This is a genomic window from Ensifer sp. GW821-FHT05G01, assembly GCF_059419585.1.
This window is the reverse complement of sequence record NZ_JBWKSC010000008.1, coordinates 204,974-218,297: the sequence shown is the minus strand read 5'-3', so window position 1 is coordinate 218,297 and position 13,324 is coordinate 204,974. Positions and strand designations below refer to the sequence as shown.

Genomic DNA, 13,324 nt, shown 5'->3' with positions numbered 1-13,324 from the left:
AAACGTGCAAAACACCCGAAACCGGAACGTTTTGGCACCAGACTCCCGAGAATCACCCCAATAGTCCCGGAAAAATCCCGTAAAGTGTTCTTGTTCGGTTCTCGGTCCGCGACGAACCAAGAAGGGGGCATTTTTGTGCCTAGCGTGAGGTCGCCTTAAGCGCATAGCCTCTCCTCAAGAGGAGACACCCATGGATGAAATTCCTTCAATTACCGACCTTGCCGATAACGAGCTGCGTGAGGTCTGCCTAGTGGCAGTCTTTCTTTGCGCCCAAGCGACTTGGGCCGAAGGTTCTGACGATGAGATGTGGCGGGAGGTTCTCGACGAAGCTTATCGACGCGGCTGGACGGACCGACGCGTCACGATCGAGACAGGCGCCTTGAATTAGCGTCATCTTGCCGGTTGCCGCGCGCGCCCTACCCTCCTTTGCAGGAGGAAGCGCCATGCCGAAGATTCCCTCACCGAAGCATCCTAAATGCCATCCCGATCGTAGTCTTCATTGCCAGGAAGCCCTCGAGGCCGAGTTCCAGCATCTCGCCGCAAAAGCTGAAGCGGCCGGTTGGTCAAGGGATGAGGTGGCAGAGGCTTTGATCGAGTTGGCGGAAAACAACTATCTGACGATGAATGCGGAAACAGAGACGTTTGAGCTCGGAGCCGGCATCGTCCTGATCGCACCTAAATACCATTGACCCTCCCGCTAAACCTGGGTGTTGACTCTTGGCCTCAATGAGAACATTTGTAGAACACAGCATCCAGAGGGCCTGCGGCATGAGTGACGAAGTCGGCGCGACCAAGAAAACGGAAAGCGGCCCATACGTCCATTTGTGCGAGCATCCCGGTTGCACGAAGTGGGGTAGCCTTGGCTTTGCCCACGGACGCGCAACGCCTAACTGGTACTGTTTCGAGCACAAGATCGAATGGCCACCGGCCAAGAGGTCCTGAAGTCACCGGCGATGCGGCCGCCAACTTAAAACCGAACAAACGAAAACTCCGGGAAGGCACCCCGGACGAGGAGAAACCATGCCCGCCGCCCAGCAAATCGCTCCAATCGACAATGCAGATCAAACCATCGACGATTTCGCCGCAGCGCTGGCCTGGCACGACGGCGACGCCGAGGCCACCATTCGGACCTTGCTTGCCGACTGCCGGCATCTGCGTGAGCAGCTCGCACTGGCTGAGATTTCGATGAGCTTGGGGTTTACCCGTGGGTGGCGCCCGTGCAACGAGCCGGCCGCGGCCATCGGAAGTGCAAACGCTTCAGGTTGACGCTATGCCGGAACAGAATGGCCTAACCCGCAAGCAGCGCATGCACACCCTGTCCAAGGCCGAGGGAACCCGTCAAATTGTCAAGATCGAATGCATGTACTGCCGCATCACACACCGGTACCGTTGTCGCGATTTGCTGCAACTCTGCGGTGATGTTCCGGTTGATGAGATCGCGCCGCAATTTTACTGCGAGAAATGCAAGAAAAAGGATTACTTGCGGGCAGAGTTTGAGTTGCCATGGCCCGCCGACACTGGGAAGCTCCGCATCCGAAAACTGGTGAGGATCAAAACAGTTCTGAAGCCAGTGTGGAAAGACGACTTCTACTGAAGGTGAGCGAGGACGATGTGCAATCTCTACAATTTGACCACGAACCAACAGGCGATCAGAGACTTCGTCTCCGTCACGAGCGACCTGATGGGCAACCTCGAGCCGTCAATTGACGTCTATCCGGATCGCTTTGCTCCCATAGTTCGAAACAACGAGGGTCGGCGGGAATTGGCCGCCGTGCGCTGGGGCATGCCTTCGTCGAGTAAGGCGCAATTGGACGCAGCCACGAAGCGCGCGGATAAGCTTCGCGCCAAGGGCAAGGATGTCGACTTTGACGAACTATTGAAGATGGAGCCCGATGGCGGGACCACGAACGTTCGCAACACGTCAAGCAAGCACTGGAAGCGTTGGCTTGGGGTGGAGAATCGATGCGTCGTGCCCGTGACCCGTTTCGCGGAGCCAGACCCTGCGAGCAAAGTCGAAGGTGGCCGCACGCCAAACGCCTGGTTCGCGAGCACCGCGGACGAGCCACTGATGTTCTTTGCCGGCATCTGGGTGAAGGACTGGGCCAGTGTTCGGAAGGTCAAGGAAGGCCTGATAACGATCGATCTCTTCGCATTCCTGACGACAGAGCCAAACGGGATTGTTGCACCAATCCATCAAAAGGCGATGCCGGTACTCCTGACGACGAGGGACGAGGTACAGACGTGGCTGACAGCTCCCTGGTCAGAAGCCCATGCCCTGCAGCGTCCCCTACCCGACGACAAGCTCGAGATCGTTCAGGTGGCGGAAAAGCCGTCATCAGATGCACAGCAGGCCCTTCTGCTTTGAAAAAATGGTTTGCCGCGCTTCTCGCAGTGTCCCTATCTGGTCTTCCGGTAAGCGCCGCAGAACCGCTTGCCGGACGCGCCTCAGTAGTGGACGGCGACACAATCGACATCGGGAAGGTACGGGTTCGGTTACATGGCGTCGACGCACCCGAACGCCGGCAGCTATGCGCTGACAGAAACGGCAACACGTACCGATGCGGACGGGAAGCCGCCTTTGCCCTTGACCGGTTCCTGGCAGCAGCCAGACCCACCCGCTGTGAGCTCGTAGACCGGGACCGATATGGGCGGGTTGTCGGCGTGTGCTTCCGCGCCGACGGCGTCAACGTCAACCGGTGGCTTGTGGAGAACGGACACGCCTTGGACTGGCCCCGCTACAGCAAAGGCGCATATGCCGGTGCACAGCGCGCGGCGCAAGTGAGTGGCTTCGGGATTTGGCAGGGAGCGTTTCAGAAGCCGTGCGAGGTGCGAGCGGAACGGACAGGACAACGCGTCGCGTGCTGACATTCTAAAGACGTTTTGCTCTAGTGTGAAACCTCAGCGCTGCCGCCTGCTTTCGACCTAATCACGGCAGCCAGGGCGGCTCGGCGCCAATCGGGCAGCTTCAGAATGAAAGTGTCCATATCCCGACCGAAGTTCGACCAAGCCTTGTCGCCCGCCTGCCCTGGATCAATGACACCGGCCGCCTCAAGGTCCGATCGATCCATATTCACCCGAGCGCGGGAAATTTGGAGTAGGTCTGTTCCAGTGATCATCGCGCTACCCCCTGCTGGCGAAAATTGAGCGTCCCGTGGCTGGCTTGCCGCGGCACGTCATGCGGCTCGGCCGCTTCCTCTTCTTCGACGAGCTTTTGGTAACAGGCCTCGATGTCCTGGGCGATGCCTTCGGCGTCGTAGAGGTAACCATCCGTGCCACCGTCTGTCTCGATGATCTCGGCAAGGGAGTTCATCACGGCCCGGCCGAGCCGCTGCAACGCGTCTCTATGTCGGTCGGCGCCGCCACTCTCAAAAGCCTGGTTGGCCTCTTCCAGCGCTTGATGCATGGCCTGAAACGATCCGTCGATATGGAGCTTCGTGTTCACAGCACCGCCCTCCTTACGCTCGGCTTGGTGCAACAGACTCCTCTAACGCAGTACTCGTGGATAGGTTCATACTGCTATCGACAGCCTACTAAACGCCACAATTGATTCGCGTATTAGCGGGAACAAACGTAATCTGCCTCCGTTGAATCCGGGTTCATCGGGAGAATCGATTTGGCCGGACGCGCTCTTTGGAAGGGCTTTCTGAAGTTTGCCGAGATCAGTTGCCCAGTGGCGCTGTATAGCGCCGCGTCAACTTCGGAGCGCGTGAGCTTCAATACCCTCAACCGAAAAACCGGCAACCGCGTGAAGCGCGAGTACGTCGATATCGACACCTGGAAGGTGGTCGAACGCGAGGACCAGATCAAAGGCTATGAGGTCGACGACGGCCGATATGTCCTGTTTGAACCGGACGAGCTCGCCGCTGCGGTGCCTCAAAGCGACAAGACGCTGCGCATCCAGTCTTATGTCCCCTTCACCGAAATCGATGACCTCTATTTCGACAAACCCTATTACCTGCTGCCCGATCGGTTGGGCGAAGAGACGTTCGTCCTGATCCGGGATGCAATACGGGAATCCAAAGTTGGCGCCCTCGCCCAGGCCGTGCTGTTTCGCCGGCTTCGAACGGTGCTTATCCGCGCCCACGGCGACGGGCTGATCGCGACCACCTTAAACTTCGACTACCAGGTTCGTTCCGCCAAAGAGGCTTTCGCCGACATCCCGAAGCTGAAGATCGAAGGCGAAATGCTCGATCTGGCAAAGCACATCATCAAGACCAAGGCTGGGCTGTTCGACCCACGCACTTTCGACGATCGTTACGACGCCGCCCTGGCCGAGCTTGTGAAGGCAAAGATGGAAGGCCGCACGGTCAAGGTTAAGAAGCAGGCCAGGGTCGAACCATCGACCAACCTCATGGAAGCGCTGCGCATGAGCGCCGGCTTCGGGTCGGCCCGGGCGTCCAAGCCGCGCACCGCTGCAGCGTCCGCGCGAGCCGCGCCGGCGCCACGGCCCGCCGCTGCTCGCAAGAAGGCAGGTTAAGCCATGGCAGCCGTCAAACCATACTGGAAGGGCTATCTGAAACTTTCGCTGGTCACCTGCCCAGTCGCCCTCTCCCCCGCCACAAGCGATACCGAGAAGGTGCGCTTTCACACCATGAACCGCGCGACCGGCAATCGCATAGCATCTCGCTTCGTCGACAATGTCACCGGCAAGGAGGTTGACCCGGACGACCAGGTCAAAGGTTACGAGCGTGCCGAAGGCGATTTCATTATGCTCGAGCAAGAGGAACTGGACGCCGTAGCCCTCGAAAGTGTCCGGACAATCGAGATAGACATGTTCACGCCCCGCGATTCCATCGAATGGATCTGGCTTGAAAAGCCGCACTACCTGGTACCGAACGACAAGGTCGGCGAAGACGCCTTCGCTGTCATCCGCGACGCCATGCGCGCAGAGAACGTGGTTGGGATTTCCCGCCTCGTATTCGGTCAGAGAGAACGAGCCGTGATGCTTGAGCCCCGCGGTGAAGGCATCGTACTCTGGACGCTCCGCTATGGTGACGAGGTAAGGCCCGAGGAGGAATACTTCTCCAACATCAAGGCAAAACCAGAGGGTGGACTCGCGCCCCTTATGAAGCAGCTGATCAAGGCGCAGACCAAGAAATGGGAGCCGATCACCGATCCCATTCAGGATCGCATGCTGGAACTGATCGCCGAGAAGAAAAAGACGCTCAAGCCCAAGGGCAAGCGCAAGATTGAGCCGAGGAAGGATAACGTGGTCGACATCATGACTGCGCTGAAGAAGAGCCTCGAAGGCCAAAAGGGAAGCCGAGGTTGATGATGCAGAACCCGCGCCCCACCAAGGAAGAAGTGCGCGACGTGATGGCCGAAGTCGGCGCACTTGATCTCCCGACGGCGCCCACTGGGCGCTAGTCCATGAAAGGCTCGACCTCGAGTATGGAGATGTCTTCGATTATATCGTCGATGATCCGGAATTTTTCGGCGTAGAGAAGGAAACAGCCCTCCCGTCCACGCGTATGACCCCGCACAATTTCCAGTGTAATCCCCGCAACAAAAGCGCATACTCTATGCTGGGCAAACGTCGGCCTATCCCCCAGGCCGGCTGGGATTAGGGCTATGAGCAATGCGGTTGGATCTCGCAGAGAGATTATTACGCCTGACGACTTCAAACAGATAGAATGTATCTTCCGGGAAATGGTCCAGGAAAGAAACCTCGCCGTCGATAGCGAGGAAGCCGTCGAACTCGCGGCGCGGCTGATCAGCCTATTCCAAAGCGGGATTCACGATGAAAATGCGCTGAAGCTGATGGCTAGTTGAGAGGGGATGGCTGGTCCACAAAAAAGCGGCCTCCGCAATGGAGGCCGCAATCGCAATGTGTACCCGGCAGCTAAATTTACGGCCGATTCACTGCTCGTCAATCCGTCTTTGTCGCCGCGGGCAAAACCCACGATCCGTCGAGGATTGATGGGTTTCCTTCCTTCGGCCAGTACAGCCGCATCATCAGGATAAACTTACCTTTGGGGGCAGGCAGCCAGTTCGACTCTTTGTCTGCGCCGGGAGACTCGTGCTGGATGTAGATATCGGTCGACCCGTCAGCATTGGCTTTCAGGGCCTGACGGGCACTGATTGAATAGCGGTTCAGCGGGTTATCCACGAAGAAGTATCCCGCGTCATACATCGTGATCGACCAGAATCCGTTTACCGGGGGCAGATGTCCCTTGGCAAAGTTGATCACATAGTTTTCGGAGCCGTTATAGTCGCGAGCAAGAAGACCACTGCCAGACTTTGTACTCGTAGGATAAATTGCATCCTGCGGACGATTGGCGCCAAGTCCGATGGCCGTGATTAGAGCGCGTTGCACATAATCCGTACCGTAGAGACCGGTTTTCGTCGTGTATGCCCATCCATTGATATCCTCGACGTCGCCACCACTATCTTTGAAGTGCAACATAATTCGCGCGTACGCGATCTGTGGGAGTCGCTTCTGGAGCACGACATCGAGTTTGCTCTCGTCGAAATCCTTGCCGGGAACGATCCCTATGGTGGCCAACCGCTCCAACAATGGGGCATCGGCCGCAGCCGGAGGATTGGTCTTTAGCAGTTCGCAGAACAGCTTGAAGTAGGCGACTGCATCCAGCGCATTGACCTGCTCACGAACTGCGGTCTTCATATCGATCGCTGGATCGGTCTTGCCGGCAGGTGGTGTGTAGTCGGTCCCGAAGCCACTCAAGGGAACGAGCTTCACCTCATCCTGGAGCTTGTGGACTTCGGCATAGTCCTCAGGCGTTCCGGTGCAATAGATACGGCCGAGCAGCCACACCATGCTGGTGGGTGATTTGAACTCGGTCACGCCTTCAGGCAGCGTCCCCGTCCATCCCGGACCGGTGATCGCATATAACTGCGCACCCGTTCCCGTTGTTCTCTTTCCGGGTACTTCAAAGACATTGGTCCAGCCGTCAAGCATCGGGAAAAGCGCGTAGCGATCCCCCAGATTTGGAAGACTCAAGACATAGGGTTCCTTGGCGACATCGAAGAACGCATAGGTGTAGAGAGTATCTGCGTTGGGAGCTGTCACGTCGCGGAAAGAGGCATCGGGGTAGGCACGCAGGCGACCAATTTGGCCCATCGGCGCCTTCGTGCCTTTGGGTTCGGCAACGTTCGTGATCACTCGCCGGGTGTACTCCATGGTGACTAACGGATAGGCATAAATGTAGGCTTCAAGGGCTGTCCAGAAGTCTGTCCGTCCCAGCAACTCGTCGCCAATCGATCCGTCCTGCGCAACAGCGGGTCCCGCTATCATCCCCATGGCTAGTCCCGCACAGGTCGATGTCGTAAATGCCCGACGCGAAATATTCATGTTCCCCTCCGAACAGGATGTGTATTAGCGACGAGATGCTAACTCATGGCGGGAGAGAAATCGAATCCGAAACTTAGCGTGGTAAACGGCCTGGTTCGAACAGAGAAATCCTATCAAAGCGTGCATGGACGAGCCCGATAGAGACGTGCGCTAACTTGTGAATCGATTTTAGGAAGGCTTTTCCGTTTGGGGAAATCAGCCCACTATCCGCCGCCCGAGAGGAGGGCATGATGTACGACTGGGAAGGTGCACGCAGGAGGCGGTTCCGACACGCGAGGATATGGCTGTTGCTAGCGCTTTGCGCGTGGATCGCGGCGATCGCGCTGACATCCTGAGACGAAAAAGCGGCCTCCCATTGACGATGAGTGTGCGTAAGGAAGGCCGCAATTAAGGTCATCGAACATCCATTATATGCCGGAGTCGGCTGGATGTCACATTACACCTTGCCGACGATGACAAACACGATGCGTCGTATCGCTTCGGCGAAGCTCCGCCCCGCGCCGTCGCTGCGCGTTTTTCGGGAACCCCGCGGACGGCAGGCAGTCTCCGATAGACCACTGTCAACACTTCGGCCCCCGCGCGGTATTTCGCTGCCACCACCGGCAGTCCTACCATTAAATCTCTCTACTTTTGCTCACTTGGAGCCAAGTGGAAGACACGCTATCTTTGTCCCTTCGGTGAAGGCGGTAGCTCGAAAGAGGGAGGTCTTTATGGCTATTCACTTTGACCAGTCAGGCTTTGAATTTGCACCCGAACAGATCGAAACTCTACAAAGGATCTTCGATCGCATCTGCTTCGAAGCGAGGATCCCGCGCATTGATAATCGCGCTGGCAGGCTCGCAAAGTTCCTGATGGATGAATTCAGGTTGGGCAACACCGATGAAGTCGCTTTAACCGAGTGCGGACGCTGGTTCTGCAGGCGGACCTGCCCAACTAGTCCATCTCGAGGGCCGCAGCCGCGAACCGGAACAAATGCACTGAACTAGTTGCATCTGAAGCGTGAAAAAGGCGACCTTCTTCATTCTGTGGGGGAAGGCCGCCGAACAGCAATACCTCTAGTATATACACTCACCCAATATTTGGCGAGCGTATTCAAACCTTGCCGACGACGACGAAAACTATGCCGCGGAGCTTTTCGGCGAACTGCCCCCTAGCAATTCTGCATCTGGCGCGAGGCAAGCGCGAGGCCTATTATGACGTTCCTGGTTGAGGACCGATCATGGATACTCCAGAGGAAACTGCTGCAACCCTCAGCGACGAAGAAATACTCGAAATCTTCGTTATGGCCATCGACAACATGCTCAAAAGTGAACGGCTTACTGAAAATATGGCTGCAATGTAACGAGCCGCTTTTAATGAGGCCCAGCGTCGAAGACTAATTGTGAGCGCCTTGCATTAAAGGGCTCTTGCGAACTGCAAACCGCCCACCTTCGATCGATTGGCCTCCTTAAAGTGGTTCCCGGCAAACCCGATCACACCTTGCCGATGATGGCGAGCACGATGCGCCGGATAGCCTCGGCGAAGCTAACACCCAATGCCATCGCCGCAATCCCGGTCACGCCGAGGGCGCCGATGCCCATCAGCTTCCACCGCTTCACGTCATCCGTGACCGGCTTCATTTCGGCGACGTCCGCGACAATCGTTGCTGTGGAGGTTTCGAGGTGACCGACGCGACCGACAAGCTCATCCATGCGACGGTGGACAGCAGCACGGCTTTCAGTCGCCTTGTCCTCCGCACGGTCGGCGCCCTCTTCGATCCGACGCAAGGTGTCCTGCAAGGCGCGCATTCCCGCCGTCAGTTCGCCAAGTTGGCGATGGACTGTAGCCGTTGTCTCTGTAGCCGCCATCTAGCGCCCTTCCCCATGCCTCGTGCATTCCGCCTTCGTCCAGACGCCCCCGGCGCAGAGACCGACGACCGTCCTGTCTATCTGCCGCTGATCTGCCGGTGTCGCCCCGCGCGCGCCGACCAGGTCAGTTCCGACGACTCGCCGCAGGCCGCCGACATTTGCTGGCGCTGAAGTCCCACAACCCGTCAGGACAAGTGTCATAGTCAGAGCGAGCATCGCCCGCGGAATGTGCCGCCGCATTGTTTTGCCTTTCGATTGCACGGGTGACGGAGCGGGCGCCGTTCGCACGGAGCTCGAGGATGGTCCAGGTGATGGCTGCGAGCACAAGCGCGCCGCCGAGGATCTTCGGCCAGGCGATCATGCCGGGTCGAACCGCTTGCGGATGAAGAGGAATGCGCCGATCGCGAAGGCTGCGACGAGGATCCCGGCCAACGCCCACTGCAGCGGTCCATTGCCGGTGAAGGCAAAGGCGATCGTCGATAGGATGCCGGCGGCCCAACTGACGTTCTCCTTCGTCACCACATCGGGGGCCTTTGGGGCGGCCGGCACGGTGTTGCTGGAAACAAACTCGCCCTTGGCCCAAAAACCAGCCTCGGCCGCGCGACGATTGACAAGACCCTTCACCCGCCTGCCGCCGGCATTGACCCACTTCATCAGTTCCAGCGGCACGGCGTCGTAATCGCCGGCGTTCAGCTTCTTCAGCAGAGTCGACGAGTGGAGCTTGCCGGTGTTGAAGTCGAAGGACACGAGCACGGCGTGCTGGTTGTCAGTCAGCGGCACCTTGACGAGGCGAGCGACCCGCTCCTCAAACTTGGCGAGATCGTCGCGCAGGATCTCCTCGGCGCGGGCCTCAGTGATCACCATGTTCGGCTTCACCACCGGCGCGCCAGCAGCGCTGGTGTGGCCATAACCAATCGTCCAGACGTCGGCCACGTCTTGATAGGCCTTCGTCTTCAGGCCTTCCCATTGTTTGACGAGCGCAAGGCCCGCCGCGTTGATGCGTCGTTCATTCATGGTTGGAACCTTTTTGCTAAATTAGGGTTGGAAACGCCAAACTTTCGTCGCGGCGATCACGTCGCGACGACTGGGGTTAGAGGTGGAAGATGGATTACGAAAGGATCGGTCGCGCTCGAATGATGGTCCGGCTGCCAAATCATCGGCGGCAATTGGCCCACCTTAAACTCGCCCTTTTATGCGATCTCTTGGAAAATTACGGTCGCGCAGTGGTCAAACGTGACGAGTTGCGCGCGCGGAGAATTCGGAGAGATTTGATCGCTCAGTACGATGAACTGTGCCAAGGGATGGAAGACGACGCCATTCAGCTCATCGAGCGCGTCGGTCCGCGACTGGTTCAATGAAGTGCTGATGCGCAAATCCATCAAATTTGATCGGGATGGCGTGCGAGCGCCGGATGAATACAGCGAGATTCGGAACCGCCGTCGCCTTGGCGGGTCTACTTGTCGCGGTCGCAACGCAGATCGTTACCAGGGCGCTTTAGTTGCGTGGGGCGCCAGCGCCGCGACGCGTCTGATGAGATTGTTTATCAGACGCATTGATGCTTGCAATCATGACTTTGCCTTGTTGGCCTAATGGCGAGATCTCTCGCAATTGAATATTCGGCTTAACTCATCCTTGGCGGCACCATCTTAGCCTGCACTCAGAGGGAGAGAAAAATGCAAAAACTCAGGGAACTAGGACGTCGGCGTCTGCGGGTAAGACTGCCGAAGTTTCGAAACGCGCTTGAAGCAGGGATCTGTTCGGCGGAGCTGAATGACCTTTTCGAGGCCTACGCACTCGCAGCTGAACGGTTGGAAGAACTACGAGAGCCAGAACAGCCGGACCAGAGGCTTCTATTCGAGTACGAGGTGGCAAGCAGAGCGATTGAAGAAGAGGTAATCCTGCTCCTGGATTCGACTCACAGCATTCCGATCACCAATGTCTGGCCTGCCGTCTCCGCACGAAAGTGGCCCGATCCAAGGCCGTGCAAGTAGGCAAACACTGAGAAATCTTCAAAGTACGCGGCGGTCACAACGTCAGGCCTTTCCACTGTTTGACGAGCAAGGCCCGCCGGGTTGATGCGTCGGTTCATGTTCATGTTGCAACTTTCATTTTGGAGAGGGACAATCTTCTCAGTCGACAGACTGAGGATCGGGTGATGGACTTCGAGAAGGTCGGGCGAGCACGGATGATGATGCGCCTGCCGGCACATCGGAAGAAGATTTCCGACGCCAACTTCGAGGCAATCAATGAGTTGATGGAAGCCTACGGTGTCGCAGTACTGAGCCGAGATGAACTGCGCGAGCAACGGACACCGGATCCCGAAACGCTAGAGGAATATGAAGTACTCTGTCAGCAACTGGAGGACGACATCGTCAGGATGCTGGCTAGCGTAAGCCCGCGAACGGTTCGCTGACCACCAGTAGATTTTCAGTAGTGAAAAGGTGCGCCCGGTTCGCAATGTTCACTTAACGTGTGAGCGGCATGCTCTCGTCAGTTGCCGCCGCCCCTGACCCCCGCCGGCAACTCAGAACCGCAATCCAGCTCTCAGGATTGCGGTTCTTTCCGTGACGGAGCGAGCGATGGGCTATGACTGGAATGGCGCGCGCTGGCGCCGGATGAAGGTGGCGAGATACGGAACCGCCGTCGCCTTGGCGGGTATACTGGTCGCGGTCGCGACTCAGGTTGTGACAAGAGCGCTTTAGGCGACAATGGGCCAGACGAACTCAGGCAGTTCAGCGATGAACGCTTCGACACTAGGCTGCTCGCGCTCGCCGGCCATCACCTTTTTCAGCTCGGCTGTTGAATAAGTCCACACAGCCGATCGCCACGCGAACAGCGCTTCGCCCTCGGCCGCAAACAGCGGATTCGGATCGTCGCGATAGGTGATGGCCGTCTGGATGCCGTCATATTGCCGTTCGCGTGCCGTAGCGTCGAGGTGCGCCTGAATGGCAAGGGTGTAGTCATCCTGCGTGACCGGAACCGGCGGCGGTTCGTAGCGGACAACCGCTCCACCGATCAACCTGCGAAGCCCCTGATACTCCATCAACTCGCACCACTGTTCCTCGGTAATTGCCACAGCGGCATCAGGGATAGTGCAATCCGGATTTGGTTCGGTTCCGGCGACCACCTCTTCACCGTCGACATCCTCGACGACATCCCTCATGCGCCCGCCGTGCACCTGGGTGTTGAAAAAAGCGAGCGGCTTGCCGTCATTGTCGGTCAATACGAAGTACGCCATGATCACCTCCCGAATGCCATAAATTCAACGCGCGCGGCCGAGTTCGCATGCGGAAGGCCACTTGGCCGGATGACAACGACGTTAAATGATCCGGGCGATTTAGCTCCGTGAAGTGATGGCTCGGCTTGAATGTTGGCGTCCCCGTTACACACGATGACGACGTACTGGTTCTGAGTGAAGGAAACCGGCATCGATATGGTTGCGAAGCCATTGGGGTCCGTGTTTATGACAGCCGTTGCCGTTTGATGGATGAAGAAGTTGGGCGCAGGGTATCGCACCCAAAGCGCGTTTGAGCTTGATCCACTCGCTATGTCGCTGCCCATCCAAAACTTGCCGAGCGGCGAAGAGTCAACTTGCCCCGTCAGTCCCAACACGGGATCCCAACCCATGTTTACCGTGTTGCCGCCTTGGCCGCTGCCGCCGCCTTGCCGGACCGGCGTGAAGCCGAGGGCCGCCTGTGCTTGGAGCACTGCACGCACTGCCGCCGCGTCAGCCTTATCGAGGAACGTCTTGGTGAAGTCGGAGACGGAGAACATCTCCATAACGGTGGCGCTCAACCCGCGCGGGACTTTACCCGCGCCGAGCTGCGCAGAAATAGAGGCAAGAGCCGCCACGGCCGGGTTGCGCAGGTCGTTGATGATGGCCGCCAGTGCGTTGGCATTCGCGACGGACTGCTGCCCATAAGCCGTGTCGCGCATGATCCAGTAACCCTGCCCGGCAGCGGTCGTTCCGCGCCACGGTTTGGCGAGGGTGAGCTGTGTGTCGCTGTCGATCGAGAGGATCGGAACTGGGTTTCCATTGGCGCTATCGAGGCCGAACATTCCACCTGTGACGAGGCCGGTCTGCCAACCTGTTCCAACACCGGTGACCACGGCGTTGCCGGCGGTCACCGAAACGGTGCCCGATACATAAGGGATGGTCATGTCT

The 13,324-nt window shown here is 58.0% G+C and carries 20 protein-coding genes and 1 pseudogene; 13 read left to right on the top strand and 8 right to left on the bottom strand.

From position 1 onward, the window contains the following. The first annotated feature begins 190 nt into the window (after positions 1–190). The 7 genes from AC07UR_RS20625 (at position 191) to AC07UR_RS20595 (ending at position 2,865) form a co-directional block, all read left to right on the top strand. Positions 191–388 carry a hypothetical protein gene (locus AC07UR_RS20625; RefSeq protein WP_077505783.1) on the top strand — a complete coding sequence of 66 codons (198 nt, stop codon included), beginning with the start codon at positions 191–193 and terminating at the stop codon, positions 386–388. Between the two features lie 55 nt (positions 389–443). Next, positions 444–689, top strand: coding sequence for a hypothetical protein (locus tag AC07UR_RS20620; RefSeq protein WP_494700191.1), 246 nt, complete (start codon positions 444–446; stop codon positions 687–689). A gap of 37 nt (positions 690–726) precedes the next feature. Further along, positions 727–942 carry a hypothetical protein gene (locus AC07UR_RS20615; protein WP_494700190.1) on the top strand — a complete coding sequence of 72 codons (216 nt, stop codon included), beginning with the start codon at positions 727–729 and terminating at the stop codon, positions 940–942. Between the two features lie 78 nt (positions 943–1,020). Then, a complete protein-coding gene (locus tag AC07UR_RS20610; protein WP_457586114.1) occupies positions 1,021–1,266 on the top strand; it encodes a hypothetical protein in 246 nt (81 codons plus the stop codon). A 4-nt stretch (positions 1,267–1,270) separates the two neighbouring features. Continuing rightward, positions 1,271–1,594 carry a hypothetical protein gene (locus tag AC07UR_RS20605; protein ID WP_494700189.1) on the top strand — a complete coding sequence of 108 codons (324 nt, stop codon included), beginning with the start codon at positions 1,271–1,273 and terminating at the stop codon, positions 1,592–1,594. Positions 1,595–1,609: 15 nt separating this feature from the next. After that, the gene (locus AC07UR_RS20600) at positions 1,610–2,365 is read left to right on the top strand and encodes an SOS response-associated peptidase (protein ID WP_494700188.1); all 756 of its coding nucleotides are present in this window, start codon (positions 1,610–1,612) and stop codon (positions 2,363–2,365) included. Positions 2,366–2,391: 26 nt separating this feature from the next. Further along, positions 2,392–2,865, top strand: coding sequence for a thermonuclease family protein (locus AC07UR_RS20595; protein WP_494700194.1), 474 nt, complete (start codon positions 2,392–2,394; stop codon positions 2,863–2,865). A 247-nt stretch (positions 2,866–3,112) separates the two neighbouring features. Here AC07UR_RS20595 and AC07UR_RS20590 read toward each other — a convergent pair whose 3' ends face one another. Next, positions 3,113–3,442, bottom strand: a complete 330-nt coding sequence (locus AC07UR_RS20590; protein ID WP_494700187.1) for a hypothetical protein — start codon at positions 3,440–3,442, stop codon at positions 3,113–3,115. A gap of 171 nt (positions 3,443–3,613) precedes the next feature. Here AC07UR_RS20590 and ku (AC07UR_RS20585) point away from each other — a divergent pair, with 171 nt between their 5' ends. The 3 genes from ku (AC07UR_RS20585) to AC07UR_RS20575 all read left to right on the top strand — a co-directional run bounded on the left by ku (AC07UR_RS20585) (position 3,614) and on the right by AC07UR_RS20575 (position 5,772). Further along, entirely contained in the window at positions 3,614–4,477 is an 864-nt protein-coding gene (gene ku, locus AC07UR_RS20585) for a non-homologous end joining protein Ku (RefSeq protein WP_494700186.1), read from the top strand. 3 nt (positions 4,478–4,480) lie between these two features. Then, positions 4,481–5,272 carry a non-homologous end joining protein Ku gene (ku, locus tag AC07UR_RS20580; protein WP_494700185.1) on the top strand — a complete coding sequence of 264 codons (792 nt, stop codon included), beginning with the start codon at positions 4,481–4,483 and terminating at the stop codon, positions 5,270–5,272. A gap of 299 nt (positions 5,273–5,571) precedes the next feature. Beyond that, the gene (locus AC07UR_RS20575) at positions 5,572–5,772 is read left to right on the top strand and encodes a hypothetical protein (RefSeq protein ID WP_494700184.1); all 201 of its coding nucleotides are present in this window, start codon (positions 5,572–5,574) and stop codon (positions 5,770–5,772) included. A 97-nt stretch (positions 5,773–5,869) separates the two neighbouring features. On the opposite strand, the gene AC07UR_RS20570 is transcribed toward AC07UR_RS20575, so the two are convergent. Then, positions 5,870–7,312: a DUF1254 domain-containing protein gene (locus AC07UR_RS20570; RefSeq protein ID WP_494700183.1), complete on the bottom strand. Its 1,443-nt coding sequence runs from the start codon at positions 7,310–7,312 to the stop codon at positions 5,870–5,872. 1,219 nt (positions 7,313–8,531) lie between these two features. On the opposite strand from AC07UR_RS20570, the gene AC07UR_RS20565 reads away from it, so the two are divergent. Continuing rightward, a complete protein-coding gene (locus AC07UR_RS20565) occupies positions 8,532–8,654 on the top strand; it encodes a hypothetical protein (protein WP_494700182.1) in 123 nt (40 codons plus the stop codon). A gap of 130 nt (positions 8,655–8,784) precedes the next feature. On the opposite strand, the gene AC07UR_RS20560 is transcribed toward AC07UR_RS20565, so the two are convergent. The 3 genes from AC07UR_RS20560 to AC07UR_RS20550 all read right to left on the bottom strand — a co-directional run bounded on the left by AC07UR_RS20560 (position 8,785) and on the right by AC07UR_RS20550 (position 10,173). Beyond that, complete coding sequence (locus tag AC07UR_RS20560) at positions 8,785–9,159, bottom strand: DUF1515 family protein (protein WP_494700181.1); 375 nt, start codon at positions 9,157–9,159, stop codon at positions 8,785–8,787. Continuing rightward, complete coding sequence (locus AC07UR_RS20555; protein ID WP_494700180.1) at positions 9,160–9,399, bottom strand: hypothetical protein; 240 nt, start codon at positions 9,397–9,399, stop codon at positions 9,160–9,162. A 117-nt stretch (positions 9,400–9,516) separates the two neighbouring features. Beyond that, complete coding sequence (locus AC07UR_RS20550; RefSeq protein ID WP_494700179.1) at positions 9,517–10,173, bottom strand: lysozyme; 657 nt, start codon at positions 10,171–10,173, stop codon at positions 9,517–9,519. A gap of 89 nt (positions 10,174–10,262) precedes the next feature. Here AC07UR_RS20550 and AC07UR_RS20545 point away from each other — a divergent pair, with 89 nt between their 5' ends. Next, the gene (locus AC07UR_RS20545) at positions 10,263–10,517 is read left to right on the top strand and encodes a hypothetical protein (protein ID WP_494700178.1); all 255 of its coding nucleotides are present in this window, start codon (positions 10,263–10,265) and stop codon (positions 10,515–10,517) included. A 557-nt stretch (positions 10,518–11,074) separates the two neighbouring features. Here the strand turns inward: AC07UR_RS20545 and AC07UR_RS20540 are convergent. Then, positions 11,075–11,254, bottom strand: coding sequence for a hypothetical protein (locus AC07UR_RS20540; protein WP_494700177.1), 180 nt, complete (start codon positions 11,252–11,254; stop codon positions 11,075–11,077). A 60-nt stretch (positions 11,255–11,314) separates the two neighbouring features. On the opposite strand from AC07UR_RS20540, the gene AC07UR_RS20535 reads away from it, so the two are divergent. Beyond that, positions 11,315–11,572, top strand: a complete 258-nt coding sequence (locus tag AC07UR_RS20535; RefSeq protein WP_494700176.1) for a nodulation protein — start codon at positions 11,315–11,317, stop codon at positions 11,570–11,572. Positions 11,573–11,857: 285 nt separating this feature from the next. Here AC07UR_RS20535 and AC07UR_RS20530 read toward each other — a convergent pair. After that, positions 11,858–12,127 (bottom strand): annotated as a pseudogene (locus AC07UR_RS20530) (hypothetical protein); the annotation flags it as partial. A 272-nt stretch (positions 12,128–12,399) separates the two neighbouring features. After that, on the bottom strand, positions 12,400–13,320 hold the full coding sequence (locus AC07UR_RS20525; RefSeq protein WP_494700175.1) for a hypothetical protein: 921 nt from the start codon (positions 13,318–13,320) through the stop codon (positions 12,400–12,402). Positions 13,321–13,324 lie beyond the last annotated feature (4 nt).

Excerpts from the sequence above, each read along its gene's own strand:
- AC07UR_RS20540 (WP_494700177.1), bottom strand. The coding sequence starts at position 11,254 with ATGAACATGAACCGACGCATCAACCCGGCGGGCCTTGCTCGTCAAACA.
- AC07UR_RS20575 (WP_494700184.1), top strand. The coding sequence starts at position 5,572 with ATGAGCAATGCGGTTGGATCTCGCAGAGAGATTATTACGCCTGACGAC.
- AC07UR_RS20570 (WP_494700183.1), bottom strand. The coding sequence starts at position 7,312 with ATGAATATTTCGCGTCGGGCATTTACGACATCGACCTGTGCGGGACTA.
- AC07UR_RS20620 (WP_494700191.1), top strand. The coding sequence starts at position 444 with ATGCCGAAGATTCCCTCACCGAAGCATCCTAAATGCCATCCCGATCGT.
- AC07UR_RS20615 (WP_494700190.1), top strand. The coding sequence starts at position 727 with ATGAGAACATTTGTAGAACACAGCATCCAGAGGGCCTGCGGCATGAGT.
- AC07UR_RS20625 (WP_077505783.1), top strand. The coding sequence starts at position 191 with ATGGATGAAATTCCTTCAATTACCGACCTTGCCGATAACGAGCTGCGT.
- AC07UR_RS20525 (WP_494700175.1), bottom strand. The coding sequence starts at position 13,320 with ATGACCATCCCTTATGTATCGGGCACCGTTTCGGTGACCGCCGGCAAC.
- ku (WP_494700185.1), top strand. The coding sequence starts at position 4,481 with ATGGCAGCCGTCAAACCATACTGGAAGGGCTATCTGAAACTTTCGCTG.
- AC07UR_RS20555 (WP_494700180.1), bottom strand. The coding sequence starts at position 9,399 with ATGCGGCGGCACATTCCGCGGGCGATGCTCGCTCTGACTATGACACTT.
- AC07UR_RS20600 (WP_494700188.1), top strand. The coding sequence starts at position 1,610 with ATGTGCAATCTCTACAATTTGACCACGAACCAACAGGCGATCAGAGAC.
- AC07UR_RS20565 (WP_494700182.1), top strand. The coding sequence starts at position 8,532 with ATGGATACTCCAGAGGAAACTGCTGCAACCCTCAGCGACGAAGAAATA.
- AC07UR_RS20560 (WP_494700181.1), bottom strand. The coding sequence starts at position 9,159 with ATGGCGGCTACAGAGACAACGGCTACAGTCCATCGCCAACTTGGCGAA.
- AC07UR_RS20550 (WP_494700179.1), bottom strand. The coding sequence starts at position 10,173 with ATGAATGAACGACGCATCAACGCGGCGGGCCTTGCGCTCGTCAAACAA.
- AC07UR_RS20605 (WP_494700189.1), top strand. The coding sequence starts at position 1,271 with ATGCCGGAACAGAATGGCCTAACCCGCAAGCAGCGCATGCACACCCTG.
- AC07UR_RS20545 (WP_494700178.1), top strand. The coding sequence starts at position 10,263 with ATGGATTACGAAAGGATCGGTCGCGCTCGAATGATGGTCCGGCTGCCA.
- AC07UR_RS20535 (WP_494700176.1), top strand. The coding sequence starts at position 11,315 with ATGGACTTCGAGAAGGTCGGGCGAGCACGGATGATGATGCGCCTGCCG.
- AC07UR_RS20610 (WP_457586114.1), top strand. The coding sequence starts at position 1,021 with ATGCCCGCCGCCCAGCAAATCGCTCCAATCGACAATGCAGATCAAACC.